The 17504-nt window shown below is 58.7% G+C and carries 21 protein-coding genes; 9 read left to right on the forward strand and 12 right to left on the reverse strand.

Annotated elements, in window-relative coordinates; translation table 11 throughout:
• Positions 1–49: 49 nt before the first annotated feature.
• Both JOE33_RS13825 and JOE33_RS13830 read left to right on the forward strand, forming a co-directional pair.
• On the forward strand, positions 50–1948 hold the full coding sequence (locus tag JOE33_RS13825) for a cytochrome c/FTR1 family iron permease (RefSeq protein ID WP_122578753.1): 1899 nt from the start codon (positions 50–52) through the stop codon (positions 1946–1948).
• Between the two features lie 209 nt (positions 1949–2157).
• A complete protein-coding gene (locus JOE33_RS13830; protein ID WP_010431381.1) occupies positions 2158–2385 on the forward strand; it encodes a hypothetical protein in 228 nt (75 codons plus the stop codon).
• Between the two features lie 90 nt (positions 2386–2475).
• Here JOE33_RS13830 and JOE33_RS13835 read toward each other — a convergent pair whose 3' ends face one another.
• Both JOE33_RS13835 and prlC read right to left on the reverse strand, forming a co-directional pair.
• Positions 2476–2763, reverse strand: a complete 288-nt coding sequence (locus JOE33_RS13835; RefSeq protein WP_010431378.1) for a YheV family putative zinc ribbon protein — start codon at positions 2761–2763, stop codon at positions 2476–2478.
• Positions 2760–4811: an oligopeptidase A gene (gene prlC / locus JOE33_RS13840; RefSeq protein WP_032611329.1), complete on the reverse strand. Its 2052-nt coding sequence runs from the start codon at positions 4809–4811 to the stop codon at positions 2760–2762. Before prlC ends, JOE33_RS13835 begins: the two co-directional genes overlap by 4 nt.
• Positions 4812–4923: 112 nt before the next feature.
• Here prlC and JOE33_RS13845 point away from each other — a divergent pair, with 112 nt between their 5' ends.
• Entirely contained in the window at positions 4924–5469 is a 546-nt protein-coding gene (locus JOE33_RS13845) for a gamma carbonic anhydrase family protein (RefSeq protein WP_187625338.1), read from the forward strand.
• Between the two features lie 144 nt (positions 5470–5613).
• Here JOE33_RS13845 and JOE33_RS13850 read toward each other — a convergent pair whose 3' ends face one another.
• A complete protein-coding gene (locus tag JOE33_RS13850) occupies positions 5614–6675 on the reverse strand; it encodes an aminopeptidase (RefSeq protein WP_187625339.1) in 1062 nt (353 codons plus the stop codon).
• Positions 6676–6831: 156 nt separating this feature from the next.
• Between JOE33_RS13850 and JOE33_RS13855 the strand changes: the two genes are divergently transcribed.
• On the forward strand, positions 6832–7197 hold the full coding sequence (locus tag JOE33_RS13855; protein WP_187625374.1) for a hypothetical protein: 366 nt from the start codon (positions 6832–6834) through the stop codon (positions 7195–7197).
• Here JOE33_RS13855 and JOE33_RS13860 read toward each other — a convergent pair whose 3' ends face one another.
• A complete protein-coding gene (locus JOE33_RS13860; protein WP_003318449.1) occupies positions 7198–7431 on the reverse strand; it encodes a DUF1161 domain-containing protein in 234 nt (77 codons plus the stop codon). It abuts the gene before it with no gap.
• 118 nt (positions 7432–7549) lie between these two features.
• A complete protein-coding gene (locus JOE33_RS13865; RefSeq protein ID WP_003340074.1) occupies positions 7550–7981 on the reverse strand; it encodes an OsmC family protein in 432 nt (143 codons plus the stop codon).
• A 212-nt stretch (positions 7982–8193) separates the two neighbouring features.
• Between JOE33_RS13865 and JOE33_RS13870 the strand changes: the two genes are divergently transcribed.
• Positions 8194–9195, forward strand: coding sequence for an LLM class flavin-dependent oxidoreductase (locus tag JOE33_RS13870; RefSeq protein WP_010431363.1), 1002 nt, complete (start codon positions 8194–8196; stop codon positions 9193–9195).
• Positions 9196–9331: 136 nt separating this feature from the next.
• Here the strand turns inward: JOE33_RS13870 and JOE33_RS13875 are convergent, their stop codons facing one another.
• Both JOE33_RS13875 and JOE33_RS13880 read right to left on the reverse strand, forming a co-directional pair.
• Complete coding sequence (locus JOE33_RS13875) at positions 9332–9556, reverse strand: DUF1161 domain-containing protein (protein ID WP_187625340.1); 225 nt, start codon at positions 9554–9556, stop codon at positions 9332–9334.
• Positions 9557–9701: 145 nt separating this feature from the next.
• A complete protein-coding gene (locus JOE33_RS13880) occupies positions 9702–9917 on the reverse strand; it encodes a dodecin (RefSeq protein WP_003318455.1) in 216 nt (71 codons plus the stop codon).
• A 165-nt stretch (positions 9918–10082) separates the two neighbouring features.
• Between JOE33_RS13880 and JOE33_RS13885 the strand changes: the two genes are divergently transcribed.
• On the forward strand, positions 10083–10409 hold the full coding sequence (locus tag JOE33_RS13885; RefSeq protein ID WP_003318456.1) for a DUF883 family protein: 327 nt from the start codon (positions 10083–10085) through the stop codon (positions 10407–10409).
• On the opposite strand, the gene JOE33_RS13890 is transcribed toward JOE33_RS13885, so the two are convergent.
• A complete protein-coding gene (locus JOE33_RS13890; RefSeq protein WP_187625341.1) occupies positions 10410–11366 on the reverse strand; it encodes a LysR family transcriptional regulator in 957 nt (318 codons plus the stop codon). It abuts the gene before it with no gap.
• Between the two features lie 79 nt (positions 11367–11445).
• On the opposite strand from JOE33_RS13890, the gene trpB reads away from it, so the two are divergent.
• From trpB to JOE33_RS13905, 3 genes are all read left to right on the forward strand, one after another.
• Complete coding sequence (gene trpB, locus JOE33_RS13895; protein ID WP_032611291.1) at positions 11446–12675, forward strand: tryptophan synthase subunit beta; 1230 nt, start codon at positions 11446–11448, stop codon at positions 12673–12675.
• Positions 12672–13481, forward strand: a complete 810-nt coding sequence (gene trpA / locus JOE33_RS13900; protein ID WP_187625342.1) for a tryptophan synthase subunit alpha — start codon at positions 12672–12674, stop codon at positions 13479–13481. The genes trpB and trpA overlap by 4 nt, the downstream gene beginning before the upstream one ends.
• Positions 13482–13606: 125 nt before the next feature.
• A complete protein-coding gene (locus JOE33_RS13905) occupies positions 13607–14137 on the forward strand; it encodes an anti-virulence regulator CigR family protein (protein ID WP_187625343.1) in 531 nt (176 codons plus the stop codon).
• A 187-nt stretch (positions 14138–14324) separates the two neighbouring features.
• Here JOE33_RS13905 and JOE33_RS13910 read toward each other — a convergent pair whose 3' ends face one another.
• The 4 genes from JOE33_RS13910 to JOE33_RS13925 all read right to left on the reverse strand — a co-directional run bounded on the left by JOE33_RS13910 (position 14325) and on the right by JOE33_RS13925 (position 17488).
• Positions 14325–15149 carry an alpha/beta fold hydrolase gene (locus JOE33_RS13910; RefSeq protein ID WP_187625344.1) on the reverse strand — a complete coding sequence of 275 codons (825 nt, stop codon included), beginning with the start codon at positions 15147–15149 and terminating at the stop codon, positions 14325–14327.
• A 212-nt stretch (positions 15150–15361) separates the two neighbouring features.
• Positions 15362–15694, reverse strand: a complete 333-nt coding sequence (locus tag JOE33_RS13915; RefSeq protein WP_054091601.1) for a DOPA 4,5-dioxygenase family protein — start codon at positions 15692–15694, stop codon at positions 15362–15364.
• A gap of 523 nt (positions 15695–16217) precedes the next feature.
• Positions 16218–16523 (reverse strand): hypothetical protein, encoded by a 306-nt coding sequence (locus tag JOE33_RS13920; protein ID WP_096124899.1) that lies wholly within the window; start codon positions 16521–16523, stop codon positions 16218–16220.
• Between the two features lie 14 nt (positions 16524–16537).
• Complete coding sequence (locus tag JOE33_RS13925; protein ID WP_096124900.1) at positions 16538–17488, reverse strand: RHS repeat-associated core domain-containing protein; 951 nt, start codon at positions 17486–17488, stop codon at positions 16538–16540.
• Positions 17489–17504 lie beyond the last annotated feature (16 nt).

A 17504-nucleotide genomic window follows, 5' to 3' on the forward strand; every position in this document is an offset into this window, starting at 1 on the left:
GTTGCGGCGTTAACAATGCAACGCTTCGCATTCCCGTCGAGATTCTGTAATGCCCGTCCATTCTCGTTTTCTTGCCTGGTTACTGTTGCCGCTCATGGCGCTGGGCAGCTGCATTGCACTGGCTGACCCTGTCGAGGGTGCAGCACAGGCGCTGCATCTGCTGGATTACCTGGGGGCCGATTACCCGGCGACCATGGCGGATGGCAAGGTTGTGGATACCGCCAAGTATCAGCAGCAGGTCGATAACCTGGCTGCGTTGCAGGGCCTCGTTGTCGCCTTGCCGCAGCGCGCCGAGCGTGATGCTCTGGAGCAGGCGGTAACCCAGCTGAAAAGCGCTGTGGCGGGTCGACAGGACGCTGCGCAAGTCACTCGTCAGGCGCGGCAGTTGAGTGCGAAGCTCGCGCTTGCCTACGAGGTCAGTCAGGCACCGGCCATTACGCCGGACCCCGCCCGTGGCGCGCCCTTGTACGCCCAGCATTGCTCGGTGTGCCATGGCGACAGCGGTGCAGGGGATGGACCGGCAGGTATCGGCCTGGAACCGCCACCCTCGAACCTGCGGGATACCGCGCGGCTGGATCGCCTGAGTCTCTACGATCTCTACAACGCGACCGGACTGGGGATTGCCGGCACCGATATGCCCGCGTTCGCCGACCAGCTGGATGATCGCCAGCGCTGGGACATCGCGACCTATATCGCCAGCTTCAGCGCGCAACCTGTCGCCCAGCCAGCCAAGACCTTCAACCTCGCCGATCTGGCTCGCCAGACACCGGCCGAAATCCAGGCTGCCGAAGGTCCGGACGCTACCGCCACCTTCCGGGCCCAGCGTGCGCAGCCACCTCAGGTGCAGCGCGGCCCGGCGCAACTGCTGGATTACACCAGTGTAACGCTGGACAAGAGCCTGGCGGCCTACAAGGCCGGTGACCGTGAGCAGGCCTATGATTTGTCGGTCGCGGCGTATCTGGAGGGTTTCGAACTGGTCGAAAGCTCGCTGGATAACGTCGACGCCAATGTGCGCAAGGACACGGAAAAGAGCCTGATGGCTTACCGGCAGTCCTTGCAGGACAGCATGCCGTTACCTCAGGTTGCGCAGAAGCTGGAAGCAGCCAAAGGCAAGCTCAAAGAGTCGGCGGAGCTGTTGGGCAGCGACGGCCTGAGCCTGTCGCTGAGCTATATTTCGGGCCTGCTGATCCTGCTGCGTGAAGGGCTGGAAGCGATTCTGGTACTGGCGGCGATTCTGGCGTTTCTGCGCAACACCGGCCAGCAGTCTGCCGTGCGTAGCGTCAATATTGGCTGGGGTCTGGCGCTGCTGGCCGGGTTGGCCACCTGGGCGCTCGCTGCGTATGTCATCGACGTCAGCGGCGCACAGCGTGAACTGCTGGAAGGCGCCACCGCGTTGTTCGCCAGTGTGATGGTACTCTGGCTCGGGGTGTGGATGCACGACCGTCGTCACGCCGCTGCCTGGCAGGACTATGTGAAAAGCAGTCTGGTCGGCGGCGGCGGTCGTTTCGGCTTCGCAGTGCTGGCGTTCTTCTCGGTCTATCGCGAGCTGTTCGAAGTCATTCTGTTCTACGAAACCCTATGGCTGCAGGCAGGACCTGCCGGACACGATGCCGTGCTGGCGGGTGGCGCCACGGCGCTGGTGCTGCTCGTGGGCCTGGCGTGGGTCATCCTGCGCGGTTCGGCGAAGCTGCCGCTGTCGCTGTTCTTCGGCATCAACGCTGCACTGCTCTGCGCACTGTCAGTGGTGTTTGCCGGTCACGGCGTCAAGGCGCTGCAGGAGGCGGGCATATTCGGCACAAGGCCGGTGCCGTTCTTCGAGTTCGACTGGCTGGGCATTCATGCCGACCTGTACTCGCTCAGCGCACAGGCCATCGCCCTGATCGCCATTGCTGTGCTGTACGGCAGAAGTCGTCTGGCCGAGAAGCGCAGGCTGCAAACGGCAGACTGACGTTTTGCCAGCCAGGGACAAGTGCTGTTCACCACTTGTCCCTGCTTCCCTCACAGCGTTGCTACGACTCGCCGTCTTATGTCTCCGCCCTGTACAAAAAACCACCTGTTACTTCTGCCAGTAGACGCCCTTTTTCTTCAGGCCTAGTGTAGCGAAACGCCAACTCGGCTATCGGGTACTGGCGCATTTACCTGACAACGGGGTGGGTGATGGCCAAATATGAGATTCGGTTGTGGGCTGAAGACATTGAGGAACATGACCACCCTGAGATAGCCATTGAATTTTATGAAAACGATGACCTGCAAGAACACGCCTGGGTCAGGCTGCACCCGCAGGGGAACCACAAGATTCGCGGCGAACTGGGCAGGGATGAGGAAGTGCTGACGGTGCTGGCGCTGGCCTTCAGGAAGAAAGTGTCTGAGCTGGCCGACTGGTAATTCTGCCGTTGATGGCCTGAGGCACGGCGGACAATAAAAAAGGTTCGCTCAAACGAGCGAACCTTTCATGTTCAGCACCGGCCGATCACGTCACTCCAGATCAACCGGCTTCTTCAACTTCGGGTTCGGAAAGAACTGCACACCCTGTACTTTCGGGTCTGCCGGCTTGACCGCCACCTTGTTGACCCGCGTACCCAGCTCCTTCGGTATCGAAATACCCTGCTCGTTGAGCGTGTCGCTGTAGCCGCAACTCACGCACTCGCGATGCGGCACGTCGTTTTCGTTCCACATCATCAGTTTGTCAGGCTCGCTGCACGCCGGGCAAACCGCCCCGGCGATGAAGCGTTTCTTGGTAATGATTACCGGTGTATCGGTCATGCTGCCGCGTCCTCACTCAAGCCACTGTGGCGCAAGAGTGCGTCAATCGAAGGCTCGCGTCCGCGGAAGTCGACGAACAGCACCATCGGTGCCTGCGAACCGCCACGCGCCAGAATGGCTTCGCGGAAGGCGCGTCCGGTTTCAGCGTTGAGCACACCGTCTTCCTCGAATTTCGAGAACGCATCGGCAGACAGCACCTCGGCCCACTTGTAGCTGTAATAACCGGCTGCGTAACCGCCTGCGAAGATGTGCGCGAAGCTGTTCGGGAAGCGGTTATAGGCGGGTGGACGCATCACTGACACTTCGTCGCGAATACCTTCCAGCACGTCCAGCACGCTGCGGCCGTCGCCATGCGTGGCATGCAGTTCGAAATCGAACAGCGAGAACTCCAGCTGACGCACCATCATCAGGCCGGACTGGAAGTTCTTGGCAGCAAGCATCTTCTCCAGCAGGTCCTGCGGCAGTGGCTCGCCGGTTTCGTAATGACCGGAGATCAGCGCCAGGCCTTCAGGCTCCCAGCACCAGTTTTCCATGAACTGGCTTGGCAACTCGACGGCGTCCCAGGCCACGCCATTGATACCGGATACACCGGCATGCTCGACGCGGGTCAGCAGGTGATGCAGGCCATGGCCGAATTCGTGGAACAGCGTGGTGACTTCGTCGTGGGTCAGCAGCGCAGGCTTGCCCGCGACAGCGGGTGTGAAGTTGCACACCAGATTGGCCACCGGGCTTTGCAAGGTGCCTTGCGCCGTACGGCGACGATCGCGCGCGCCGTCCATCCAGGCACCACCACGCTTGTTGGCGCGGGCATACAGGTCGAAGAAGAAACGCCCGACGTGCTGGCCGTTTTCCTTGATCTCGAACAGACGAACGTCGGGGTGCCAGGTGTCGAAGCCTTTCTGCTCGGCAATCTCGATGCCGTACAGGCGCTGAACGATGGTGAACAGGCCGCCGAGCACCTTATCGACAGGGAAGTAGGCACGCAGGATTTCCTGGGAAACGCTGTAGCGCTGCTCGCGCAACTTCTCGCCGTAGAAACCGCTGTCCCAGCTTTGCAGATCCGGGCAGCCCTGTTCAGCGGCATAAGCCTTGAGCTGCTCCAGGTCCTGGGCAGCAAAAGGCTTGCTGCGTTTGGCCAGGTCACGCAGGAAGCTCAGCACCTGATCGCTGGACTCGGCCATCTTGGTCGCCAGGCTCAACTCAGCGTAGTTTGCATAGCCGAGCAGTTGCGCGAGTTCCTGACGCAGGTCGAGGATCTGCTCCATGACCGGCGTGTTGTCGTTCTTGCCCGCGTTCGGGCCTTGATTCGACGCGCGGGTGGCGTATGCCGCATAGACTTCCTCGCGCAGTGCACGGTCTTCGGCGTAAGTCATCACCGCGTAGTAGCTAGGGAATTCCAGCGTGATCAGATAGCCTTCCAGATCCTTGGCCTTGGCGGCGGCGGCCATCTGCTGTTTGGCAGAATCGGTCAGGCCGGCGAGGGCGGACTCATCGGCGACCAGCTTGGTCCAGGCCTGAGTGGCATCGAGCAACTGATTGGAAAACTGGCTGCCCAGCTCCGACAGTTTGCTCTGCACTTCGGCGTAACGCTTCTGCTGCTCTGGCGGCAGATCGATACCTGACAGACGGAAGTCGCGCAGCGACTGCTCCAGAATGGTCTTCTGGCCAACGTCGAAGCTGGCAGCTTCCGGGCCATTGGCCAAGGCTTCATAGGCCTGGAACAGCGCACGGTTCTGGCCCATCTCGGTGGAGTAGGCGCTCAAGGCCGGCAGGCATGATTCATACGCTTCGCGCAGCTCGGCGCTGTTGCACACGGCATTGAGGTGGCTGACGGGGCTCCAGGCAGCGCCCAGGCGGTCGTTCAGCTCGTCCATGGTCAGTACCAGCCCGGCCCAGGTCGGTGTCGAACCCTGTTTGGCGAGGATGTCGGCAATCGCGGCACGGTTATCCGCCAGGATCTGTTCGATAGCAGGTTTGACATGCTCGGCACGAATCGCCGAAAAGGGTGGCAGGTCGTACGATTGCAGAAGAGGGTTGTTCGCGCTCACGGTTTTGCACCTTGCCTTGAAGAAACACTCGGCCATCTTAATTACAATCGACGCCGACCGCAGCAACCAAACCCGCTCTACACGCCTATCACTGCCAAAGAAGGAGCCTATCGTGGCCATTCGCAAGTTTCAGGAGCACACCCCGGCCCTCGGCGAACGGGCCTTTGTCGATCATTCAGCGGTGGTTATCGGTGACGTCGAAATCGGCGCCGACAGCTCCGTCTGGCCGCTGACCGTGGTACGCGGCGACATGCACCGCATCCGCATCGGCGCCCGCACCAGCGTGCAGGACGGCAGCGTGCTGCACATCACCCACGCCGGCCCCTTCAACCCGGACGGTTTTCCACTGCTGATCGGCGATGAAGTGACCATCGGACACAAGGCCATGCTGCACGGCTGCACAATCGGCAACCGCATCCTGATCGGCATGGGCACGACCATCATGGATGGCGCGGTTGTCGAAGACGAAGTCATCATCGGCGCAGGCAGTCTGGTGCCGCCAGGCAAAGTGCTGGAAAGCGGCTTTCTGTACGTCGGTCGCCCGGTCAAACAGGTGCGCGCCCTCACCGAAAAGGAAATCGCCTTCTTCCCGTACAGCGCGACCAATTACGTGAAGCTCAAGGATCAGCACCTGGCGGAGGGGTTTGATAAGGGTTGAGGCTGGCCATCGTTCCTATGCTCCAGCGTAGGAATGCCTTTCGTGACGCTCCGCGTCACAATTCTGCGCCGTACCAAGTGCTCAAGATCGGACGCAGAGCGTCCAGAAAGGCATTACCACGCGGAGCGTAGTAACGAGAATCCATCAAGGCATCAACGCCCGCAGCGCCGCCTTGCGCGACTCGGCGGGCATGGCGCCCAACTTTTCCACAGCTCGATAAAAAGCCTGCCAGTCGCCATTTACCTGCCTGAACAAAGCCTCGAACGCTGGCACCCACTGATCGTAAAGACCAAAAGGCAGCAGTTTGGCGTTGTTCATCGGGCTGTTGATCCAGGCATCGAAACGCTTGTCGCCGGCCCACTGTTCATCCCGCAACGCGCGGTAGTCACGGCGCATCCGCTCGAACGCTTCAGCCTTGCGTGCGCGCATCACCTCGGCCGACAGCGGCTGACGATAAAGCGCCTTGAGCCGCTCCCGGGTGTCGAGCACCAACCGGGTAAACTGATCACGCCGCGCAGACTGCGAAACACTTTCCGGCGGCAGCCCCCGCGCTGCACGCCATTGCCGCGTACCTTCCTGCTCGACGAAACTGGCGTAGGACTCGTTGAACTCCGTGTCGTCCTTCACATAAAAACGCTGATGCGCCAACTCATGGAAAATCAGCGTCGCCAGACGCTCGTCACCCCAGCCCATCATCGAACTGAGAATCGGATCATTGAACCAACCCAGCGTCGAATAGGCTTCCACACCACTCAAATACACATCCTTGCCCGCCTGGCGCTGCAACGCCGCCTCGCCACGCGCCCCGCCAGGGCTGTAATAACCGCGATACGCGACACACCCGGCAATCGGAAAACAATGCGTGACCGGCTCCAGCGAAAACTCATCCGTCGCGAACACATTCCACACCACATAAGGGCGGCCCAGGTCCGCATACAGGCGGTAACTCTTGTTGTCCGGCAGATGCAAATGCTCGCTGGCAAACGCCCGCGCCAACTGCGACCGGGCCAGATGCTCGCGCAAACCTGCATCCCGGGTCGGGTCAGCCACGATCTTCTCCACCGGCTCACGTGCCTGTAACAGCTGCCACTGGCCCTGCGCGAGCTGGCCGTAGTAGGAAACGCTGGAGCAGCCGGCGAGCAGCATGACGGCCGTCAGCGCCAGCAGATGCAGGTAGCGAAGGCGTGGCAGGGAGAATGTGGCCATGAAGGGAAGGGCTTTCGTGATGTGGAGAAGATGATGTTATGCCGGACGGGTGTGGCAGGCTATGCTCAATCCACACAATCCGGAACCGCCCACATGCGCTTTACGACACTGCCAATCGCATTCGCGCTCGCCACCCTCACCGGATGCGCCGGCCCCTTGCCCGCCGTCAACCCGGACATGGCGTGGGTCGACATGCGTACCATCACCGGTCAGTTAATCATGGGCGACAAGCTCGATGGCAAGAACACTTACGACGGGCGCTACTTTCAGGTCACGCCGGGCAGCCATGAGTTGCAGGTGCGTTACGACTACGAGTACCGATCGGGCGGTATGGGGATGATCGGCGACGAGTACACCGAGATCACTTGTTACGTCAGTGTTCGTTACGACCACTTCGCCGCAGGGCAGCGCTATGTGCTGGAGGTACGCTCACTGGCGAACAGTGTCGATGCCTGGCTTTACGATGCAGAGCGCAAGGTGGTAGCCGAGGAGGAAGGAGAGGGCGGGGTGCACTGCATCTGATCAGCGGCCGTTGAGCTGATAGATGATCTTTTTCGTACCGTTGTCGCAGCTGCCGACGATCATGCTCGGATCGGTGGCTTCTTCGTTGCTCACGATTTCCAGCGTGTAGGACGTGACGTTATTGGCCTGGATCTTGGCTTCGATTTCAGCCTTGAGTTCTTCGCAGGATTTAGGTGCCGCCAGGGCGCTGGTGGCCAGCAGGGTGCAGGTCGCTGCCAGAATAAAACGTTTCATGCTCGACTCCTGATCATAATCAAACCATGCGTCAACCAACGCATGACCGATGAAGCAAGCCAGCTTTATACAGCAGATACAGGAGCGCACAAGGCGCCCCCGCAAGGCTGGCTGTGAATCAGCTCAGCAATGTAGCGTCCAGGGTGATCTTGGCGTTCAGTACCTTGGAAACCGGGCAGCCTTCTTTGGCCTGCTTGGTCAACTCGTCGAACTTCTCTTGGGTCGCGCCTGGCACTTTGGCCTTGAGGGTCAAATGCACAGCGCTGATCGCGAAACCGCCTTCTACCTGATCCAGCGACACCTCAGCCTGAGTATCGATGCTTTCAGCAGTCAGGCCTGCACCGCCCAGAATCATGGACAATGCCATCGAGAAACAGCCTGCGTGGGCTGCGCCGATCAATTCTTCAGGGTTGGTGCCCTTGCCGCCCTCAAAACGGGCCTTGAAGCCGTAAGGTGCTTCGCGCAACACGCCGGTTTCCGTGGAGATGCTGCCGATACCGCTTTTCAGATCACCTTCCCAGTGGGCGGATGCTTTCTTGACGATGCTCATGGTGGCTCCTTTTGGAATGAATTTGGATCGTTGCTGTTACAGCATTCTGAGGATAGACGGCTCTGGAAAGTTCAACCGTCGGAAAGACCTACCATTTCAGTAGGTTTTTCTACACTGCCCCATTGAAAAGCCGGACTTGCGCCCGCACTGCTGTTTCATCGTGGGCAGCTCCAGCAGCCGGCCCATCACAATTCGAGGAGCTACCCCGGCCTATGAAACGTCTGGCAGATGTAAAAATTTCAACCCTTGATCTGGTGCCGGTGCGCCACGACAAAGGGCCCGCCGAATCCCTGCGCAACTCGCTGAACCTTGCCCAGCATGTCGAAAAGCTGGGTTACAACCGCTTCTGGGTGGCCGAACACCACAACATGGACGGCATCGCCAGTTCAGCGACCTCGGTGCTGCTCGCGTACCTGGCAGGCGGTACGTCGACCATTCGTATCGGGTCGGGCGGGATCATGCTGCCCAACCACGCGCCGCTGGTGATTGCCGAGCAGTTCGGCACGCTGGCCAGCCTGTATCCCGGTCGCATCGACCTGGGGCTGGGCCGCGCACCGGGTTCCGACCAGATGACTGCGCGAGCCTTGCGCCGCGAGCGCTCCGGCAGCGCCGATGACTTTCCGGATGATGTCACCGAACTGATGGAATACCTGGGCCCGCGCACGCCTGATCAAAAAGTGATCGCCGTACCCGGTTCAAACACCAACGTGCCGATCTGGCTGCTGGGTTCAAGCCTGTTCAGCGCCCAGTTGGCAGGCATGCGCGGCTTGCCGTATGCGTTCGCATCGCACTTTGCACCGCGTTACATGCACGAGGCGATTCGCGTGTATCGCAATCACTTCCAGCCTTCCGAGGTGCTCGACAAGCCTTACGTGATGCTTGGCGTGCCCCTGTCGGCGGCAGACACGGACGAACATGCCGAATACCTGGCGACCTCGGTCTACCAGCGCATTCTGGCGCTGATGCGTGGGCACAGCCTGATGCAGCGCCCGCCTGTCGAATCAATGGACGGCCTGTGGCTGCCACACGAGCGTGAGGCGGTAGCAAGCTTCCTGGGGCTGGCGATGGTGGGTGGCCCGGACAAGATCCGCGCCAAACTGGATGTGCTGCTTGAGCAGACCGACGCTGATGAGTTGATCTTCACCTGTGACATGTACGAGCACGAGGATCGACTGCGCTCATACGAGATCCTCGCGCAGGTCGCACACGGCTAGGCGATTTTCCGAATCGGAAAAAACCAGCCACAAACAAAATCGCCCCGGACTGGATGACAGTCCGGGGCGATTCTGTTCGTGAACCTGCAAACGGGATTAACCGGGCAAACCGGCCTGAGCCGGGCCAGGTTGGCAATCAACCGCGCTTGTAAACGATTTCCTTGGTACCACCTTCGCAGGTGCCGACGACTTGCTTGTCGGCCGCGCTGCCTTTCTCGACCACTTCCAGCGTGTAGGAATTTACGCCCTTCGCCTGGAGTCTGGCATCGAGTTCACTTTTCAACTCTTCACACGACTTGCCTGCCGCGAGGGCAGTGCCTGCAATGCTCAGCAAGCCTACAGCCAACAAAAACTTCTTCATGGGTAATCCCTCTCGTCCGGCCAAATGAAGACGCCATTGGAACAGGCGCCCATTGAAATCCCCACGCTCACAAAGCGAACGCGTGGCCACATCTGCGTGTAGCGCAAGTTATGGCAATCGGCCAGCCGAAAGGTTCAGATCACCCTCAGCTGTTGGTGATGCGGAAGCCCACTTTCAACGTTACCTGGAAGTGCGCGACTTTGCCGTTTTCGATATGGCCGCGGGTTTCGGTCACTTCAAACCATTCCATCAGGTCGAGGCTTTTGCTGGCTTCGGCCAGGGCATTGTTGATGGCGTCTTCGATGGTGGTCGTGGAAGAGCCGACGATTTCAACTTTCTTGTACGTGTGATGATCCGACATGGCAGTTCTCCTGAGGTCTGAAAAAGACGCGATATAGAGCGCGCTCCCTGCTTCTGTCAGGAGAAGGCGCGCAAAAGTTCAGACCTTTGCAAAAATCCCATCGCACTTTCCAAAAAGCCCGGAGTCCGAAACAACACGCTCACTCATCATTGCAGGAGAAACACCATGGCTACTACGTCACTTCGCAAAGCCTCGTTGCAGAGTATGGAAGCTGAAATCGAGAGCCTCCTGAAGTCCCTCGAGGGCCTGAAAGCCGACGCTACCGACGAGTCGCGCAAGACACTGAAGAATCTGAAAGCCAACGCTGAAAGCGCGCTGAGCCACTCGCGCAGCCTGCTCAGCGATGTCTACGAAGACGTCAAAGAGAAAACCCGCGAAAACGCACTGGCAACCCGTGACTACGCTCAGGAACACCCTTGGACCACCGCCGGCGTTGCGGTAGGTGCCATTGGCCTGATCGCTGCCTACATGCTGTTCAAGCGCGGTAACTGATCAGTTTCTGATCGGTTCCCCGGACCGCTTCAGCTCATTTTTCAACCACTGAGCAAGCTGCTGCGCCCGTCCATCGGCCGCACGTCCGGGTACCCAAAGCGCCAGCTGCGCCGGGGTTTCACTGAATCCCCAAGGCGCAGCCAGGCGACCGGCTTTCAGGTCATCGATGACCAGAGGTTCCGGCGAAATCGCGATGCCAAGGCCCGCTACGGCCGCCTCCAGCAAATAATACAAATGCTCGAAACCCTGCCCGTAACGCAATGACTGCGGGTCGATGCCGTTCTGTTGCGCCCAGCTTGGCCACGCCTGCGGACGCGATGTGGTTTGCAGCAATGATTCTTCCAGCAACGCCTCGACAGGCGCATCGAACAAACGCTCGAATCGCGCGAAGCGTGGGCTCAATACCGGTCCGATTCGCTCGCTTGCCAGTTCGAATACCTGCATGTCTGCCGGCCATGGCGGCTCGGCAAATATCAGCAGGGCATCAAGGCCCGGCCGACGCGGGTCAAGATCACCTTCGCCTGCCGACAAGTGCAGACGCAGGTCCGGCAGCTCGGCATTCAGGCGGCTCAAGCGCGGAATGAACCAGCGCGCCAGCAGGCTGCCCGAGCAACCCAACACGAACGGCGCGTCTGCGCTGCCCTTGCTCAGCTCTGCACACACGACGCGCAGCCGGTCGAACGCGTCGCCGCTGACATCGCGTAGACGAATACCTGCATCTGTGAGTTTCAAGCCTCGTCCGTCCTTGCTGAACAGGCTTACGCCCAAGTGTTCTTCAAGCACTTTCAATTGGCGACTGACCGCGCCATGCGTCACGTTCAGCTGTTCGGCCGCCTGACTGACACTGCCAAACCGGGCAGTGCTTTCGAAGGCGCGCAGCGCATTGAGGGGAGGGAGGTCGCGGCTCATGATCTGTGAGTTTTCCTGACAGGTTGCAGCGATCTTATCGGTTTTCATCCGGCCTTGCGCTGGTTAAAGTGGACCCATTGCCAATACGGCTCGACCCATTCGCCCAATACTGCAACTGGAGCACTTCATGACCCAGACCAATTTCCGCAGCGGCCCCGACGCCAACGGCCTGTTCGGCTCATTCGGCGGCCGCTACGTGGCTGAAACTCTGATGCCGCTGGTGCTCGACCTCAACCGCGAGTACGAAGCCGCCAAGATCGATCCGGAATTCATCAAAGAGATGGCCTATTTCCAGCGCGATTACGTGGGCCGTCCAAACCCGCTGTACTTCGCCGAGCGCCTGACCGAGTTCTGCGGCGGCGCGAAGATCTACTTCAAGCGTGAAGAGCTCAATCACACCGGCGCACACAAGATCAACAACTGCATCGGCCAGGTGCTGCTGGCCAAACGCATGGGCAAAAAACGCCTGATCGCGGAAACCGGTGCCGGTATGCACGGCGTTGCGACTGCCACCGTTGCTGCACGTTTCGGCCTGCCTTGCGTGATCTACATGGGCGCCACCGACATCGAGCGCCAACAGGCGAACGTGTTCCGCATGAGGCTGCTGGGCGCTGAAATCGTCCCGGTCACTTCCGGCACCGGCACCCTGAAAGATGCGATGAACGAAGCGCTGCGTGACTGGGTAACCAACGTCGACGACACTTTCTACCTGATCGGTACCGTTGCAGGTCCGCACCCTTACCCGGCGATGGTCCGTGATTTCCAGGCCATCATCGGCAAGGAAACCAAAGAGCAGATGCTGGAGAAGGAAGGTCGTCTGCCAGACAGCCTGGTCGCCTGTGTCGGCGGCGGTTCCAACGCCATGGGCCTGTTCCATCCGTTCCTGGATGACGCCAGCGTGGAAATCATCGGCGTTGAAGCGGGCGGTCATGGCGTCAGCACCGACAAGCACGCGGCCAGCCTGAACGGCGGCGTACCGGGCGTGCTGCACGGCAACCGTACCTACCTGCTGCAGGACGGCGACGGACAGATCACCGATGCACACTCGATCTCTGCCGGCCTGGACTACCCGGGCATCGGCCCGGAGCACGCATTCCTGCACGAAGTGAAGCGCGTCGAGTACGTCAGCATCACCGATGACGAAGCGCTGGACGCTTTCCATCAGTGCTGCCTGCTCGAAGGCATCATCCCGGCGCTGGAAACCGCTCACGCCCTGGCCGAAGCCATGAAGCGCGCGAGCAACCTGCGCGACGATCACCTGATGGTCGTGTGCCTGTCCGGGCGCGGTGACAAAGACATGCAAACCGTCATGAACCATATGGCCGCCGCCGAACACACTCAGGAGCAGCTGGTATGAGCCGTCTAGAACATCGTTTCGCCCAGCTTAAAACCGAAGGTCGTGCGGCGCTGGTCTCCTTCATCACCGCCGGTGACCCTGGCTACGACACTTCGCTGAAAGTCCTGAAGGGCCTGCCTGCTGCGGGTGCCGATGTAATCGAGCTGGGCATGCCGTTCACCGATCCGATGGCTGACGGCGTGGCGATTCAGCTGGCGACCCTGCGTGCTCTGGACGCTGGCCAGACCTTGCAGAAAACCCTGCAGATGGTCAGCGAATTCCGTGTCGACGATCAGACCACGCCGATCGTGCTGATGGGTTACTACAACCCGATCCACCGCTTTGGTGTCGAAGCCTTTGTGGCGCAGGCAAAGGAAGCAGGCGTTGACGGTCTGATCATTGTTGACCTGCCACCCGAGCACGACGCCGAGCTGGCGACGCCTGCACAGGCGTCCGGCATCGATTTCATCCGTCTGACCACACCGACCACCGACGATGCGCGTCTGCCGCGTGTGCTGGAGCGCAGTTCCGGCTTCGTCTACTACGTGTCGGTTGCCGGTGTGACCGGTGCTGGCTCGGCCACCACCGAGCACGTCACTGAAGCCATCGCTCGCTTGCGCCGTCACACCGACCTGCCGATCAGCGTCGGTTTCGGTATCCGCACACCCGAGCAGGCCGCAGCGATTGCGCGTCTGGCTGACGGCGTGGTCGTGGGCTCGGCGTTCGTCGACAAGATCGCCAGCGCCGAGTCGCCGGAGCAGGCCGTCGACGGCGTGCTGACGCTGTGCGCGGCACTGGCCGAGGGCGTACGTAGCGCTCGCCGCTGAGGGTAAAGTTTCTGATACAGAGGAATCAAAGCCTGACCGGCGGTTCTATGTAGCAAGACATAAGGGGTTCATGACCAGCGTCATGAACCCCTTTTTGCTGCATCGCGTGAAGCCGAGGAAGCACCATGAAACTGCCAAACCGTTTTATCACCGGACTGGGTATCTTGATGATCAGCACCAGTCCGCTGCTGCAAGCTGCACCACCTGATCAACGCGGTGGTGGCCCGGACGACAACCGTGGTGCCCAGCAGCCGGGTCCGCAGAACGACGGCGGGAATAACCAACGCGGCAATGACCGTGGGCCGGGCAACGACAATGGCAGGGGTCTGGACAAAGGTCCGGCCAACCCGCCCGGCAGACAGGCCCATCAGGACAACCGCGGCGGCAACCGCCCACCGCAGGATTTCGGCCCGGTACGCGAGACCTTCCAGCAACACCGCGACGTCATCGGCCGGGGCCAGCCACTGCCGCCGGGCGTACACATCGCCAAAGGCCGTCCGTTGCCACCTGGCTACGGCAAACGCCTGGACAGCCGCTCGCTGCAATACCTGCCACATTACGACGGCTATGAATGGCGCCGCCTGGGCACCGACGTCGTGCTGATCGCCGTCGGTTCGGGGATTGTGTACGCGATTCTGGACGGTGTGCTGAATTGATGGGGTGCTGCCGTCCTTGAATGCGCGGCGACGCGCAGACTTGTGACGCGGAGCGTCACGCAAGGCATCCCACGCTGGAGCGTGAGGAACGATAATCTCGACTATCGTGCGACGCTCCGCGTCGCATGCCGTTCTGGACGATCCGCGTCCGATCTTGAGGGCCGCCCAGCGCGGAAACCAGCTCAGCTCAACCCTGCTTCTGATTGACCCGCGCCAGAAACGCCATCAGCGCACCCGATACAAACGCCGGGTTTTCCAGATTGGCGATATGCCCGGCCTCAGGCACCAGCACGTAAGGGCAGCCGATCAGGTTCGCCATCTCACGGGTTTCCTCGGGAGGTCTGGGGATATCCGCGTCGCCACACATCACCAGCGTGGTGTCGGCATTCAGTTGCTCGATCAACCCGAGGCGGTCATCACGACCAAAAATCATCCTTCCCAGTGGTACGACGGACTGACGCAACTGCTCGGCATTCATGCCGGCAAGCGCTTTACGAAACGAGGTGTACACAGGCGACTGCGGATCAATCCCGGGACGGAAGAAGATTGGTACAACGATATCCAGCAGCGGCGCAGGGAACGCACCCGTCTCTTCCAGCTTGTCGAGCAGCGAAAAGTAATAGGCTTTCTTGGCCTCGGTCTCCTTGCCCAGATAGGTGTCCATCAGCACCAGCCCGGTGATGCGCTCCGGCGCGAGCAGCGCAGCGATTGCGCCCCACATACCGCCGACCGACAGCCCGACGATACTGCAACGCTCGATATTCAAATGATCCAGCAGCGCCAGCGCATGCCGCGCCAGGTCATCGAGATTGCGAGTGCCCTCAGGAAACCCGCTGGAATCTCCGTGTCCCCACAGATCCGGCACGATTACCCGATACTGGCTGGCCAGAGTATCAATCTGTGCACTCCACATCGCCTTGTCCCAGAGATAACTGTGACCGAGCAATACCACCGGGCCAGTGCCCTGGTCGGAATAGTGAAGTGTCTTACCATCGATGAGCAGATCCGGCATTTCTGATGATCCTCTGTTCTGGTCTTTCAGCATTCGATTCAATCGCCCATGGCAGGCAGCTCATGAGGTTGAAGCGTATACGTGACCATTTTGTTGATGTGTGCGCTGCGACGGACCGAGCGGTCATTTTTCAGCGGAGCTATCTTACACCGATCTTTTCGACGATGGATGCGCTGGTAACCGTAGAAGGAAAATGGCCAGGAAGCTGGCTATCAGCCAGTCAGCGCACTCAAATCAAGAGGCCTGACTTCGCCCATCCAGATCGCATGATCGGTATGGTCACGCAACTCATTGCCCGTCAAAGGATGCAGAAACACCACCAGCCCATCGCGATTCAGTGCCAGCCATAGGGTAACGTCAGCCAACAACTCATGCCCAAAAGCCAACTGACAACTCCAGTCCGGATGCGGCCCGACCAGCTTCTGATGGACACGTCCCATCTGCACGGCAAATTTCTCGGTTGCGGCTTCGCACAGGGCTCGGGCCTGGTCGAGGGTTTGGGCGTTGAAATAGATGTGGGCGTGGTAGCCGTGGATGTCTTGCATTGAGGTAGGGGTTCCTTTCTCGGCTGAAGACCTTACTGGTGCAGGTGTGTGACCAGCCTTGCTCGTTTTTCTCGTGTGTAGATCGATCGTAGATCCTGCATGATGGTTGATAAAGCGGCCTCACAAAAAAGCCGTCCAACCCATAACGCTGGAGTTGGATGACCTTCTAAACGCACAACGCTACATCGTGTCAAAGAGTCTAAACTAACGCTCTCCGCCAACACAATAAATGTTGCACCGTAAATATCCTCAAGCTCAAACAAGACAAGCTTACCGATGAGAACTAGGTCCGGCTTCTGTAAGAAGCCAGCGTCTTTCAAGTCTTCTGGTTGAGGATTGCGCCCCGCATCAGAAAACCAAACGGCGCGCAATTTCTACTTCTTGATCGTTACTGGCATCGAAAAAATCTATCTTCACCCTTTACTTCTCTCGACGCGGTGTAAAAACTCTTAACCCATCTACAGCTAGCAGAGCAAGGCTTATACTTATCCATACAAGCCCATGCATCTTAAACCAAGTAAAGCTAATTCCAGATAACCATAGGAAATCCTGGCCTCAAAAGCTGCATAGCCTCCGGCCCTTGAAATCCATCCGGACTCATATCAACTCTAATTCTTGTTAAACCTTCGAAAACCAACTCAACTTCTTGCTCGTCTTCTGAGACGTTTACAAGTTTTTTCCCACGCAGGCTCTTCACTGTCGAGCCAACAATACGATATGAATTGTTGACATTTAATATGATACCTTCAGCAAAAGATATTTGAAAGTAGTCATGCACTATGCATGCACTTACAACATTAGACCCAACAAGACTGGTAAGTACGCTCATCGCACAACACTCCATTATTTGATTGGAAAATGACTTTTTGAATTTGGCAATGTCCGTCCTGTATAAGGGTCGACACCCTGACCTGACCTATTCTCATATTTAATGTATCCATTTTTATAGCCCGGGCTACTGCCTCTCGGAGGTGTCGGCTGCATAACGCGCATTACATTAACCTGTCCGTTATCGCCACCCCTACCATTAGTGAAAGCAGAACCTGTGACATTCCCTGCAGGATTCACACTAGCCGAAGGGCCCGTCGCATCCTTGGGCACAGGAAAGACAGTCCCGTTGGGTGATATCAAGAAGTCAGGGGCTGCGGATGATGTAGTGTTGTCGACATGCGGACGTATATCGGATGCCCTTTCCAGTCCTCGTGCTCCCTGAATGGCCAAACCTGCTGCTCCAGGTACCATGGGAATCGCAGCGAGTACCCCATCTGCAGCGATACCGACACCATCTAAGGCCGCTGCGCCATAATTCCCCTCTTTTACATTCTGATGAAAACTAGCCATACCAACCGCTAAGCTCATCGTCTCGATAATGAGGTCAGCATACATACCGCTAGGATCAGAGAACTTATATGGATTATTGTTAGCATAAGCATATCGATTAAAGCTATGCAGATTACCTTCCTGAAAGTCGACCGGATCAGCACCCATGAAGCGACCGAGCAGTGGATCGTAATACCGTGCCCCCATATAAGAAAGGCCGCTATTATCGTCAAATACTTTTCCATGAAAACCGACCTTGTTGCTACTGACTGGACTCGTTTGGTTTAGTTTTTCTCCATACGGTTTATAACTTTCCTTCCAGAGTAGATTGCCAGTTGCATCGGTCGCAACCATAGGGCTGCCGGATATATCATTATGAAAATAGGTAACATTGTTTGCCAAAGCGGCATGAGTCACCATGAGTGCCAGCATTGCGACACTGATCTTGCGAAATAGCTTTTTTACAATTTGCATGGTTCGGTTTCCTTGA

It is taken from the genome of Pseudomonas sp. PvP027, from assembly GCF_017833005.1.
In the GTDB taxonomy this organism is placed as follows: Bacteria; Pseudomonadota; Gammaproteobacteria; order Pseudomonadales; family Pseudomonadaceae; genus Aquipseudomonas; species Aquipseudomonas congelans.